Source organism: uncultured Pseudomonas sp. (assembly GCF_913774235.1).
Lineage (GTDB): Bacteria > Pseudomonadota > Gammaproteobacteria > Pseudomonadales > Pseudomonadaceae > Chryseomonas.
On record NZ_CAJYDW010000012.1, the window covers coordinates 351,823 to 364,712 of the forward strand.

At 65.6% G+C, this 12,890-nt stretch carries 12 protein-coding genes; 6 read left to right on the forward strand and 6 right to left on the reverse strand.

The window, feature by feature from the left end:
- Positions 1 to 170 precede the first annotated feature (170 nt).
- The 6 genes from ispF to rpoS all read left to right on the forward strand — a co-directional run bounded on the left by ispF (position 171) and on the right by rpoS (position 5,236).
- A complete protein-coding gene (gene ispF, locus QZ471_RS11125; RefSeq protein ID WP_295463631.1) occupies positions 171 to 644 on the forward strand; it encodes a 2-C-methyl-D-erythritol 2,4-cyclodiphosphate synthase in 474 nt (157 codons plus the stop codon).
- On the forward strand, positions 641 to 1,699 hold the full coding sequence (gene truD, locus QZ471_RS11130) for a tRNA pseudouridine(13) synthase TruD (RefSeq protein WP_295463634.1): 1,059 nt from the start codon (positions 641 to 643) through the stop codon (positions 1,697 to 1,699). Before ispF ends, truD begins: the two co-directional genes overlap by 4 nt.
- Positions 1,687 to 2,442, forward strand: coding sequence for a 5'/3'-nucleotidase SurE (surE, locus tag QZ471_RS11135; RefSeq protein ID WP_295463636.1), 756 nt, complete (start codon positions 1,687 to 1,689; stop codon positions 2,440 to 2,442). Before truD ends, surE begins: the two co-directional genes overlap by 13 nt.
- A 38-nt stretch (positions 2,443 to 2,480) precedes the next feature.
- Complete coding sequence (locus tag QZ471_RS11140; protein ID WP_167371488.1) at positions 2,481 to 3,119, forward strand: protein-L-isoaspartate(D-aspartate) O-methyltransferase; 639 nt, start codon at positions 2,481 to 2,483, stop codon at positions 3,117 to 3,119.
- 225 nt (positions 3,120 to 3,344) lie between these two features.
- The gene (locus tag QZ471_RS11145; protein WP_295464694.1) at positions 3,345 to 4,133 is read left to right on the forward strand and encodes a peptidoglycan DD-metalloendopeptidase family protein; all 789 of its coding nucleotides are present in this window, start codon (positions 3,345 to 3,347) and stop codon (positions 4,131 to 4,133) included.
- 110 nt (positions 4,134 to 4,243) lie between these two features.
- Complete coding sequence (gene rpoS / locus QZ471_RS11150) at positions 4,244 to 5,236, forward strand: RNA polymerase sigma factor RpoS (RefSeq protein ID WP_295463638.1); 993 nt, start codon at positions 4,244 to 4,246, stop codon at positions 5,234 to 5,236.
- A gap of 432 nt (positions 5,237 to 5,668) precedes the next feature.
- Here rpoS and fdxA read toward each other — a convergent pair whose 3' ends face one another.
- The 6 genes from fdxA to QZ471_RS11180 form a co-directional block, all read right to left on the reverse strand.
- Positions 5,669 to 5,992: a ferredoxin FdxA gene (gene fdxA / locus QZ471_RS11155; protein ID WP_059226533.1), complete on the reverse strand. Its 324-nt coding sequence runs from the start codon at positions 5,990 to 5,992 to the stop codon at positions 5,669 to 5,671.
- Between the two features lie 68 nt (positions 5,993 to 6,060).
- Positions 6,061 to 8,637 carry a DNA mismatch repair protein MutS gene (gene mutS / locus QZ471_RS11160; protein ID WP_295463641.1) on the reverse strand — a complete coding sequence of 859 codons (2,577 nt, stop codon included), beginning with the start codon at positions 8,635 to 8,637 and terminating at the stop codon, positions 6,061 to 6,063.
- A gap of 91 nt (positions 8,638 to 8,728) precedes the next feature.
- Positions 8,729 to 10,261: an ATP-binding protein gene (locus QZ471_RS11165; protein WP_295463643.1), complete on the reverse strand. Its 1,533-nt coding sequence runs from the start codon at positions 10,259 to 10,261 to the stop codon at positions 8,729 to 8,731.
- A gap of 67 nt (positions 10,262 to 10,328) precedes the next feature.
- Entirely contained in the window at positions 10,329 to 10,535 is a 207-nt protein-coding gene (locus QZ471_RS11170) for a hypothetical protein (protein WP_295463645.1), read from the reverse strand.
- Between the two features lie 52 nt (positions 10,536 to 10,587).
- Complete coding sequence (locus QZ471_RS11175; RefSeq protein WP_295463647.1) at positions 10,588 to 11,571, reverse strand: D-glycerate dehydrogenase; 984 nt, start codon at positions 11,569 to 11,571, stop codon at positions 10,588 to 10,590.
- Between the two features lie 15 nt (positions 11,572 to 11,586).
- A complete protein-coding gene (locus QZ471_RS11180; RefSeq protein ID WP_295463649.1) occupies positions 11,587 to 12,870 on the reverse strand; it encodes an MFS transporter in 1,284 nt (427 codons plus the stop codon).
- Between the last annotated feature and the right edge of the window lie 20 nt (positions 12,871 to 12,890).

Below are 12,890 nucleotides of genomic sequence, written 5' to 3' on the forward strand. Positions count from 1 at the left end.
CGAAAAAGGCTGAGGAAGCGGAGTTTACGAGCGGTAAATGAGCATTCCGAAGCCTTTTTCAACGAAGCATCACCGAGCGCAGGCACTTTTGGTACAGAGCCTAAGGGCGACGGGAGCTGTTACCAGCCGGTAGAATCGACGCCCTGTCATTTTCCAGGGCGTCTCTCTTCATGCGCATAGGTCACGGTTTCGACGTTCACGCCTTCGGCGAGGGCGACTTCATCACCCTCGGCGGTATTCGCATCCCTCACCACCACGGCCTGGTCGCCCACTCCGATGGCGACGTGCTGCTGCACGCCCTGGCCGATGCCCTGCTGGGCGCCGCGGCGCTGGGCGACATCGGCAAGCATTTCCCCGATACCGATCCGCGCTTCAAGGGCGCCGACAGTCGGGTGCTCTTGCGCCACGTGGTCGGTCTGGTGCGTGAGCAGGGCTGGCGGGTGGGTAACGTCGACGGCACTATCGCCGCCCAGGCGCCCAAGATGGCGCCACACATCGAAGCCATGCGCCAGGCCATCGCCGAAGACCTGCAGGTCGAGCTGGGCCAGGTCAACGTCAAGGCCACCACCACCGAACGCCTGGGCTTCGTCGGGCGCGAAGAGGGAATCGCCGTGCACGCCGTGGCTCTGCTGCTGCCCCTATGACCGAAGACCAACTGCTCGGGCCGCGCGCCCATGGCGAACCTTGCGGCCAGGCGATCCTCAAGGCCAGTGCCGAGGACTTCCAGGTGGACGAGGTGCTGGACATCCCCCTCAGCGGCGATGGCGAGCACCTCTGGCTGTGGGTCGAGAAGCGTGGCCTCAATACCGAGGAGGCCGTGCGCCGCCTGGCCCGTGCCGCCGGCGTGCCGCAGCGGGCGATCAGCTACGCCGGACTCAAGGATCGTCAGGCGTTGACCCGCCAGTGGTTCAGCCTGCACCTGCCCGGCAAGGCCGATCCGGACCTTACGGCGGCCTGTGACGAGACGCTGGTGATCCTCCAGCAGGGCCGGCATCGCCGCAAACTGCAGCGGGGCGCCCATTCCGCCAACGGCTTCCGCCTGCGCCTGACCGGACTCCAGGCCGATCCCGCGGCGCTGGAGGCTCGGCTACAGGCCATCGCTGCCCAGGGCGTACCCAACTACTTCGGTCCGCAGCGCTTCGGCTATCAAGGTGGCAACCTGGTTGATGCCCAGGAGTGCGCCCGTGACCAGCGTCTGCCCGAGCAGCGCAATCGCCGTTCGCGGACCCTGTCCGCCGCGCGCAGCTGGCTGTTCAATCAGGTGTTGGCGCAGCGCGTCGCCGCGGGTTCCTGGAATCAGGCCCAGGAGGGCGACCTGCTGGCCTTCACCGATAGCCGCAGCCATTTCCCGGCGACCGCCGCCGATCTGGCGGACCCGCGTCTGGTAGCCCTCGACCTGCACCCCACCGGGCCGCTGTGGGGCCAGGGGGAGTCGCCGGTACAGGGACCGGCCGCTGGCCTCGAGCGAAGCGTGGCAAACGCCGCTGGAGAGCTGCTCGCCTGGCTGGCCGGTGCCGGCCTCTCGCATGAACGGCGCATCCTGCGCCTCCCCATCGGCGGCCTGACGTGGCATTATCCCGCTCCTGACATTCTGCAACTCGAATTCGTCCTGCCGGCCGGCTGTTTCGCCACCGCAGTGGTTCGCGAGCTGGTAACGCTCGGCGAGGCAGGGCAGACGGAACATCCATGCGACTTCTGATCGCCAACGACGATGGGGTACTAGCCCCCGGTATCGCCGCGCTGCATGCCGCGCTCGCCGCCCGTGCGGACTACGAGTGCCAGGTGGTCGCGCCGCTCTATGACATGAGTGGCGTGAGCAGTGCCCTGACGCTGGACCGGCCGCTGCACCCGCAGCGTTTGCCCAATGGCTACCTGGGCGTCAATGGCACGCCTACCGATTGCGTCCACCTTGGCCTGAACGGACTGCTGGAAGAGACGCCGGACATGGTGGTGGCCGGTATCAACCTGGGCGCCAATTTGGGTGACGACGTCCTCTATTCCGGCACCGTGGCCGCGGCCATGGAAGGACGCTTCCTCAACCGTCCGGCCATCGCCTTCTCGCTGGTCTCGCGCAGCGCGGACAATATGGCCGTGGCCGCGGAAATCGCTGCCCGCATCGTCGCCGTCCACGAAAGCTTCGACCTGCCGCCGCGTACCGTCCTCAACGTCAACATCCCGGACCTGCCGCTGGAGCAGATCAAGGGCCTGCAGCTGACGCGCCTGGGCCATCGCGCCCAGGCCAAGCCGCCGGTGCGCGAGATCAATCCACGCGGCAAGGCGGGCTACTGGATCTCGGTATCCGGTGATGCGGTGGACGGCGGACCGGGCACCGACTTCCATGCCGTGCTGGAAGGCTATGTGTCGGTCACGCCACTGCAGTTCGATCGCACCTTCCGCGAGGGCTTCGCCGGGCTGGCGGTTCTCACGGAGCTGCTGGCATGAATCAGGGGCAAGAGCATATGCAAAGACACGGCATCGGCATGACGTCCCAGCGTACCCGCGAGCGGCTCATCCAGCGTCTCTACGAGGAGGGGCTGTCCAACGCTCAGGTGCTGGAGGTGATCCGTCGCACGCCGCGTCATCTGTTCGTCGACGAGGCCCTGGCCCACCGGGCCTACGAGGATACCGCGCTGCCCATCGGCCACAACCAGACGATCTCCCAGCCGTTCATGGTGGCGCGCATGACCGAGCTGCTGCTCGCCGGCGGCCCGCTGGACAAGGTCATGGAGATAGGCACAGGTTCCGGCTACCAGACCGCCATCCTGGCGCAGACCGTGGAACGGGTGTTTTCCGTGGAGCGCATCCAATCGCTGCAGGATCGCGCCAAGGAACGCCTGCTCGAACTGAATCTGCGCAATGTGGTGTTCCGTTGGGGCGATGGCTGGGAGGGTTGGCCGGCCTTGGCACCCTACAATGGCATCATCGTCACCGCCGCGGCCCGCGAGGTGCCCCAGGCGCTGTTGGATCAGCTGGCTCCCGGTGGTCGGCTGGTCATTCCGGTCGGCGTGGACGAGGAGCAGAAGCTTTTGCTGATCGTTCGGCAGGACGACGGCTTCGTGCGTCACGAACTCAACGCAGTGCGGTTCGTCCCGCTGCTCAATGGGCCCCTGGCCCAGTGAGAGACCCGGGAACGTTACCGGTGCACCGGGCTCCAAGGCAGCCAGACGGCTGCGGTCGCCTGAGGCCGGCCGGATGACTGGTCGGTACGAGATCAAACACGGCGGGAGGAACGGGTGAAGGCCCGAGCGCAAGGATTTTCAGGACGAGGGCGAGCGGGTTGGCTGGCAGGGTTGCTCGTGGCGCTGTTGCTGACGGGTTGCTCCACCTCGGGTTCGCGTGCGCCGGTGGTCGAGCGCGGCGATGGCCGCGGCGGCGTGCCCCAGGTCACTTCCGGGCAGTATCGCGTCAAGCGCGGTGACACCCTGTTCTCCATCGCCTCCCGTAATGGCTGGGAGTGGCGTGCCCTGGCGGCCCAGAATGGCCTCAGTGCGCCCTATGTGATCCACGTCGGCCAAGTCATCCGCTTCGGCAGCGGCTCGTCCGCCACCGCCAGTAGCTCCAGTCGCATCATCCGGCGGCCGGCGACCGTGGCTTCCGCTCCGGCACCGGGAAATCCGGTTGCCACTCCGGTCCCGATCCCGCCGCCGGTCACCTCGAGTCCCACCGCCGCGACCCCGGTGGTGACCTCGAATCTGCCCGCCGCACCGCCGCCGACCCCGGTGACGCCGGCCCAGACCCCCACCCGGGACGTCCCCCAATCCGCCGCCGGTTGGGCTTGGCCGACGAAAGGTACCTTGATCAGTCGCTTCGGGACCAGCAGCAGCCTGAACAAGGGAATAGACATCGCCGGCCAGGAAGGACAGCCCGTGATGGCCGCCGCCGACGGTACCGTGGTCTATGCGGGAAATGGTCTACGGGGCTATGGTGAACTGGTTATCGTCAAACACAGCGAAACCTACGTCAGTGCCTACGGTCACAACCGTAGGTTGCTGGTTCGGGAAGGTGAGCGTGTCAAGATAGGGCAGACGATTGCCGAGATGGGTTCGACCGGTACCGACAGGGTCAAGCTCCATTTCGAGATCCGCCGCCAGGGCAAACCGGTGGATCCCTTGCAGTTCCTGCCCAATCGCTGATTCGCTAGGCGCCGACTCGATCCCGCAGTCCTTTGGGGGTGAGTCATGGCGCATCGGCAACGTATCGATACGCCCTGGCTCGAAGCACAGACGAGCAAGGGTTACTCAAGATGATCCAGAACAAACAAGAAACCGAGTACGACCTCGGCGACGATGTCCTGCTTCTCGATTCCAATCCCTTCAGTGAGGAATCCGCCGATACCGCCATGAGCAAGGCGCTTTCCGGGCGTGGCAACCAGGTCGTCCGTGGGGCGAAGCTGGCTGATTACGGACGGGCACTGGACGCCACTCAGCTCTATCTCAACGAAATTGGTTTCTCGCCACTGCTCTCGCCTGCGGAAGAGGTGCATTTCGCCCGCCTGGCCCAGCGCGGCGACCCTGCCGGTCGCAAGCGCATGATCGAGAGCAACCTGCGCCTGGTGGTGAAGATCGCCCGACGCTATATCAATCGCGGCCTGTCGCTGCTCGATCTGATCGAAGAGGGCAATCTCGGCCTGATTCGCGCAGTGGAAAAATTCGATCCCGAGCGGGGCTTCAGATTCTCTACCTATGCTACCTGGTGGATTCGGCAGACTATCGAGCGGGCGATCATGAATCAGACCCGCACCATTCGCCTGCCGATCCACGTGGTGAAGGAGTTGAATCTTCACCTGCGTGCCGCTCGGGAGTTGACCCAGAAGCTCGACCACGAGCCCTCACCGGAGGAAATCGCGGCGCTGCTAGAGAAGCCGGTGGCAGACGTGAAGCGCGTGATGGGCCTGAACGAGCGCATCAGTTCGGTGGACATGGTGTTGGGGCCGGACTCAGAGAAGACCCTGCTCGATACCCTCACCGACGACAGACCCACAGATCCCTGCGAGTTGCTGCAGGACTCCGACCTCAACCAGAGCATCGACCAGTGGCTGCTGGAGCTGCCGGAGAAGCAGCGCGAGGTGGTGGTACGTCGCTTCGGCCTGCGCGGTCATGAGGCCAGTACCCTGGAGGAGGTCGGTCAGGAGATAGGGTTGACCCGCGAGCGGGTTCGGCAGATCCAGGTCGAGGCGCTCAGGCGGCTACGGGAGATCTTCGAACGCAACGGGCTGTCCAGTGATGCCCTGTTCTGACCACCTTGGTGCTGATCACCGCTAGCTGAATGTCAGCCAAACGAAGCCCGGATTTTTCCGGGCTTTTTTCTGCGTGTCGTTGTAAGCCAGGGCTTACAGACTGCGTAAGCAGGAGGCATGGGAGGCTGCGGGAAAGCCCCGCCTGATCAGCAAGACCAATAGGCAACTGCTTGCTACATAACGGTTTTTTGTTTCCGGCAAAACAACGTGATCGCGCGCTTGGCGCTGCTCGGTCCTATCGTGGCAGATTGCCAGTCGCGGAGAGCAGGGTAGTATCGGCGCTGTGTCTGGGACGACACGGATCGGCAGGATGCGGATCAGGAACACTTCAGGACGAAGTTCACCAGGACGGTGACAGGAATGCAGGGACAGGGACGAAGGGGGCGGAGCGATCCGCCCCCTTTTTTATTGCCCGGGCCTTTCTGACGCGGCTTAGCGCTCGAGTTGGGCGAGCTTGTTGGGCTTGCCATCCCACTCGGCGGCGTCGGGCAGGGCATCCTTCTTCTCGGTGATGTTCGGCCAGATATTGGCCAGCTCACTGTTGAGCTCGATGAAGGCTTCCTGGCCGGCGGGCACCTCGTCTTCCGAGAAGATCGCCTGGGCCGGGCACTCGGGCTCGCACAGGGCGCAGTCGATGCACTCGTCCGGGTGGATCACCAGGAAGTTGGGGCCTTCGTAGAAGCAGTCCACCGGGCAGACTTCCACGCAGTCGGTATATTTGCATTTGATGCAGTTGTCAGTGACGACGAAGGTCATCTGCTCGTTCTCCTCAGGCTAAGGCGGCGGATTCTAGCAGCATTGCCGGAACCCTCGTATCCGTTAACTCAGATACGCTTTTTCCATTCGTAGATAAGCTCCAGGGCCCGTCTGGGTGTGATGTCGTCCGGTTGCAGGCGTTCCAGTTCCTCGATGAGAGGATGGGCGGCGCTGGCGAACAGATCGGCCTGCAGCGGGCGGTCCTTGGGCGGCGCGCTGACCGGCAGCGCCGTACCCACCTCACCGTTGAAACTGGCCGCTTCCAGGCGCGCGAGATGCTCGCGGGCGCGCAAGATGACGTCTTCCGGCACACCCGCCAACTGCGCCACGGCCAGGCCATAGCTCTGGCTGGCCGGACCGGGCAGCACATGGTGCAGGAAGACGATGCGGTCGTTGTGCTCGGTGGCGTTGAGGTGGACGTTGGCCACGCTCGGCTGGCCTTCCGGCAGCACGGTCAATTCGAAGTAGTGGGTGGCGAACAGCGTCCAGGCGCGCAGCCGCGCCAACTGCTCGGCGGCGGCCCAGGCCAGGGAGAGGCCGTCGAAGGTACTGGTACCGCGCCCCACCTCGTCCATCAGCACCAGGCTGTGTTCGCTGGCGTTGTGCAGGATGTTGGCGGTCTCGCTCATCTCCACCATGAAGGTGGAGCGACCACCGGCCAAGTCGTCGCTGGAGCCGATGCGGGTGAAGATGCGATCCACCAGAGAGAGTTCGCAACTGGCCGCCGGGACGAAGCTGCCGACATGCGCCAGGAGCACGATCAGTGCGGTCTGGCGCATGTAGGTGGATTTACCGCCCATGTTCGGCCCGGTGATCACCAGCATGCGGGTGTCGTTGTCCAGGGTGACGTCGTTGGCGACGAAGGGCGTGTCCAGCACCTGTTCCACTACCGGGTGGCGACCCTGGCCGATCTTCAGGCAGGGTTCCGCGACGAAGCGGGGCTTGTTCAGGTCCAGGTTGAGCGCCCGCTCGGCGAAGTTGGCCAGGACGTCCAGCTCGGCCAGGGCGGCGGCGCTGTCCTGCAGGGGTGCCAGGTGACCGATGAGCTCGTCGAGCAGGGCTTCGTAGAGGGCCTTCTCCCGCGCCAGGGCGCGACTCTGGGCCGACAGCGCCTTGTCTTCGAAGGCCTTGAGCTCCGGGGTGATGAAGCGCTCGGCACCCTTGAGGGTCTGGCGGCGGATGTAGTCGGCCGGCGCCGACTCGGCCTGCTTACTGGGGATCTCGATGAAGTAGCCGTGGACGCGGTTGTAGCCGACCTTGAGGCCCTGCAGGCCGGTACGGGCCTTCTCGCGCGTTTCCAGGTCCATGAGGAATTGGCCAGCGTTCTCGCTGAGGGTCTGCAACTCGTCCAGCTCGGCGTCGTAGCCGCGTTTGATGACGCCGCCGTCGCGGATCACCGCGGGCGGGTTGTCGATGATGGCGCGGGCCAGGGTGGCCGCCAGTTCCGGATAGGTCTGGATGCTCTTGGCCAGGTCGAGCAGGTGCGGGGCGATCATCTGCGTCAGCCCTTCCTGCAACGCCGGCAGCGCGGCCAGGGCATCGCGCAGACGGGCGAGATCGCGCGGGCGGGCGTTGCGCAGGCCGATGCGGGCGAGGATGCGCTCCAGGTCGCCGATGTCCTTGAGTTGCGGCTGCAGGGTCTCGAAGCGATAGCTTTCCAGCAGGCAGGTGATGGCGTCCTGGCGGGCTTCGATGATGGCGCGATTGCGCAGCGGGCGATTCAGCCAGCGGGTCAGCAGGCGACTGCCCATGGCGGTCTGGCAGCGGTCGACCACCGATTGCAGGGTGTTGTCGCGACCGCCGGCCAGGTTGACGTCCAGTTCCAGGTTGCGCCGGCTGGCGCCGTCGAGGATGACGGTGTCGTCCAGGCGCTCGTGCCTCAGGCTGCGCAGGTGCGGCAGGGCGGTGCGCTGGGTTTCCTTGGCATAGGCCAGCAGGCAGCCAGCGGCGCCGATGGCCAGGCCCAGCTTGTCGCAGCCGAAGCCCTTGAGATCGCCGGTGCCGAATTGCTGGCAGAGGCTCTTGAGCGCCGAGTCGCAATCGAAGTCCCAGGGCGCGCGTCTACGCACACCGCGGCGCTTCTCGGCGGGCAGGCCGGCGGGCCAGTCGTCGGGGATCAGCAATTCGGCGGGATTGAGCCGATCCAGCTCGGCTAGCAGAGTTTCCCAGCCGGCCAGTTCCTGCACGGTGAAACGGCCACTGGCGATGTCCAGCACGGCCAGGCCGAACAGGCGCTCGTCGCCCAGCACGGCGGTCAGCAGGTTGTCGCGGCGCTCGTCGAGCAGGGCTTCGTCGCTGACGGTGCCGGGGGTGATGATGCGCACCACCTGACGCTCCACCGGGCCCTTGCTGGTGGCCGGATCGCCGATCTGCTCGCAAATCACCAGCGACTCGCCGAGCTTGACCAGCTTGGCCAGGTAGCCTTCGGCGGAGTGGAAGGGGATGCCGGCCATAGGGATGGACTTGCCGGCCGAGGCGCCGCGGGCGGTCAGGGTGATGTCGAGCAATTTCGCCGCGCGGCGGGCATCGTCGTAGAACAACTCATAGAAATCGCCCATGCGATAGAACAGCAGCTGCTCGGGATGCTGCTGCTTGATCTTGAGGTACTGCTGCATCATGGGCGTGTGCGCGGAGAGATCGCTCATGCGGGTAATTCGATCCGGTGGGCTGTTGGAGAGCCGCGTATTGTCCAATAACTCGCGGCTTTTGTCGGCCCCGGATCGTTCAGGCGGCGGGTTAGCGCGGTGGCGCTGGCTCGGCCGCTGCCAGGCGCGGCAGGTAGAGGGTGACGGTGGTTCCCGTCCCCGGCGCCGAGGCGAGGTGGGCGAGGCCCCCGGACTGCTTGGCGAAGCCATAGATCATCGACAAGCCCAGGCCGGTGCCCATGCCGACCGGCTTGGTGGTGAAGAAGGGATCGAAGGCGCGAGCCAGGACCTCGGGTGGCATCCCCAAACCGGTGTCGAGCACCGCCAGGGTCACATAGTCGCCAGCCGGCAACTCCAGGGTGGTCGCCTGGGCCTCGTTCAGCCGACGGTTGGCGGTGACGATGCGCAGCAGGCCGCCGCCAGGCATGGCATCGCGCGCGTTGATGCACAGGTTGAGCAGGGCGTTCTCCAACTGATGCGGATCGCACAAGGTGAGATGCAAGTCCTCGGCCAGTTCGGTATGGATCTGGATGAGTGAACCCACCGAGTGTCGAATGAGCTCTTCCATGCCCAGTACCAGGTCGTTGGCGTGGGTGGCGGTAGGTTCGAGGGCCTGGCGGCGGGAAAAGGCCAGCAGGCGCTGGGTGAGGGCGGCGGCGCGCTCCGCCGCGCCCTTGGCGGCACTTGCGTAGCGCTGCAGATCGGTGAAACGGCCCTGGTCGAGACGCAGGGACAGCATGTCGAGGCTACCGATCACGCCAGTCAGCAGGTTATTGAAGTCGTGGGCGATACCACCGGTGAGCTGGCCCACGGCTTCCATCTTCTGGCTCTGGCGCAACTGTTCCTCGGCCTGTTGCAGGGCTTGCTGCTGTTCGCGGATGGCGGTGATCTCGCGCACCGAGGCGTAGATGAGCCCGTCCTGCAGCACGGCATTCCAGGAGAACCAGCGATAGCCGCCCGTGCGGTGGCGATAGCGGTTCTCGAAGCCGAACAGGGGTTCACCGGCCAGCAGGTGCTTCACGGCGACCTCGGTGCGCTCGCGGTCGTCGACGTGGATGAAGGCCATGAAGGGTTCGCGACGCAGCTCTTCAGCCGTCCAGCCGAGGGTGGCGGTCCATGCCGGGTTGAGGTCGAGTAGCTGGCCTTCCGGAGTCGCCGTGCAGAGCAGGTCGGGGCTGGCCTGCCAGATGAGGTCGCGTTGGCGGGTACGCAGCGTCACCTGTTCGTCGAGGCTGCCGGCGAAGCGGTAGAGGGATTCGAGACTACGGCGCTGGGCGGCGCACACCACCGCCATGACGACGTTGACGAAGACGAACAGCGCATGGGACACCCAGCGCTCGGAGAACAGGGCGAAATAAGCGGGCGCTTTGACGAACAGCGTCTCCGCCAGCAGGACCGCGAACAGGGTGGCGAACACCCCGGGACCCAGGCCGAACCAGAAGGCCGCCGTCATGATGAAGGGGATGAACAACAGATAGGGCAGGCTATCGATGTCCAGGCTCAGGCGGATGACCGCCGCCAAGCCGATCAGTAGGGTGGCGCCGAGGTAACGCAGGGGCGCGGGGGCGTCCCGCGGGGCCAGCTGCAGCAGCCGGCCGAGCAGGGTGGGGGTGAAGATGGGCAATGGCTCCTAGACCTCGGGACGCTGATCCAGCGCGTGACCTGGGCGGTGAACGAAAGACGCGGGTCGTTCAGGTGCCTTCGTGGCGTTCGTATTCTTCCACCGCCCGGGCGACTTCGGCGTTATCACGTGCAGTGCTCTGCGCCTGGCGCTCGAAGGCGTTCGCCAGTTCGTCGACCAGTTGCAGCAGGCGCGGAATGTCACCGGTGCGCTCGGCATCGGCAGCCTGTTCGCGCACGCGGTTGACGAAGGCTTGGGGATCGTCGAAGGCGGTCATGGTCGTTCTCCGGTGGGGTGATAGACGTCTGACCACAATCTGCTGCCAAGACTCATTCGGGCCGACGCCAAACCTGTGGATTGACCAGATTGGCCGGGCGCTGGCCGGACAGCGCGGCGAGCAGGTTGTCCACCGCGCAGCGGGCCATGGCCTCGCGGGTCTCGTGGGTCGCCGAGCCCAGGTGCGGCGTGGGCACCACGTTGGACAACTGCAAAAACGGTGAGTCCGGCGCTACCGGCTCGCGGTCGAAGACGTCCAGCCCGGCGCCGCGCAAGCGTCCTTCTTGCAGGGCCGCGATCAAGGCGGTCTCGTCGATCACCGGCCCGCGCGAGACGTTGATCAGGATGGCGTGGGCCGGTAGCCGAGCGAGTTCGGCGGCGCCGAGCAGATGGTGTGTCTCGTCGCTCAGGGGCACGGTGACGCAGAGGAAGTCGCAGCTCGCCAGCAGTTCCGGCAGCGGCAGGAAGCGTGCCCCGTAGCGCTCGTCCACCGCGGGCTTGGCGGCATGGGCGGTGTAGTGGACCTGCATGCCGAAGCCCAGGTGGGCGCGGCGGGCGATGGCCTGGCCGATGCGGCCCATGCCGACCAGGCCGAGGGTCTTGCCGTGGACGTCACAACCGAAGTGCGCCTCGCCCAGGCTGGCCTGCCAGTGGCCGGCGCGGACCCAGTCGGCCAGCTCGACGATGCGCCGCGCCGTGGCCAGCAGCAGGGCGAAGGCAGCGTCGGCCACGCTCTCGGTGAGCACGTCCGGGGTATTGCAGAGCAGGATACCACGACGTTCCAGGTAGGACAGGTCATAGCTGTCGAAGCCGACCGAGACGCTGGCAATGGCTTCCAGCTTGGGCGCCAGGTCCAATAGCTCCGGCGTCAGCTTGAAGCTGGAGCCGAGCAGGCCCTGGGCCTCGGGCAATCGCTCGCGCAAGCGGACTTCGCCGCCTGGTGCCTTGAGATCGACAAACTCCAGGTCGAAGGCTTCCTCCAGGCGCGCGGTGAGGGCGGGGGACAGGGCCTTGTAATGGATCACCTTCTTTTTCATGGGCGGGCCATCCTTTCAGTGGCTGGTGGCAGGGTTGAGTGCCGCGGTACGGGTGACCGGCTCCTGGCGCAGCAACAGGGTCAAGACCACCGCCACCAGTAGAGAGCCGCCCATGAAGCCGAAGGAGGCGCCGGGTCCGCCGGTGACGCCATTCAGATAGCCCACCAGGTAGGAGCCGGCAAAGGAGCCCAGGGCGCCCATGCTGTTGATCAGCGCCATGGCACCACCGGCGACGTTGCCCGGCAAGATTTCCGGGACGATGGCGAAGAAGGGGCCATAGGGGGCGTACATGCAGGCGCCGGCGACCACCAGCAGCGCATAGGACCACCAGAAGTGGTGCGGGCCAAGGGCGAAGGAGCCGAGGAAGGCGAGGGCGGCGATCAGCAGCGGCGGCCAGACGAACAGCTTGCGATTCTGTAGCCGATCGGATGCCCAGGAGACGCCGACCATGGCCAGCACGGCGGCGAGATAGGGCAGCGAGGACAGCCAGCCAGCCTGGACGATGTCCAAGTGGGCGCCCTGGCGCAGGATCGACGGCAGCCAGATGACGAAACCGTAGACGCCAATGCTCCAGCAGAAATACTGCAGCGACAGCAGGATCACCTTGGGCGAGCGGAAGGCCTCGGCGTAGTTCTTCACCGGCTTCATGCCCTGCTGCTCGGCTTTGAGCGCCGCTTCCAGGCGGGCCTTTTCCTGGGCGTCGAGCCAGGTGGCGTCCTTGGGGCGCTCGGCGGCCAGGCGCCACCAGATGAAGGCCCAGATCACCGCCGGCAGACCTTCGATGATGAACATCCAGCGCCAGTCCAAGGCATGGATCAGATAGCCCGAGACCACCGACATCCAGAGGATGGTCACCGGATTGCCGAGGATCAGGAAGGTATTGGCCCGCGAGCGCTCCCGCTTGGTGAACCAGTGGCAGAGATAGACCAGCATCGCCGGCATCACTGCGGCTTCCACCACACCGAGCAGGAAGCGGATGGCGATCAGCAAGGTGACGTTGGGCACCATGCCGGTCAGGGTGGCCAGGCCGCCCCAGGCGATCAGGCTCCAGAAGATCAGCCGCTTGACGCTGCGCTTCTCGGCATAGATGGCGCCGGGCACCTGGAAGAAGAAGTAGCCGAGAAAGAACAGCGCACCGAGCAGCGAGGACATCGCCGGGGTGATGCCCAAATCGTCGGCCATGCCGGAGGCAGCGGCAAAGCCATAGTTGGCCCGATCAAGATAGGCCAGGCTGTAGGTGATGAAGACCACCGGCATCAGATACCACCAGCGGCGGGGAGCGAGGGAGGAAGCGTTCATGGGGTCACCTGCTTGATTGT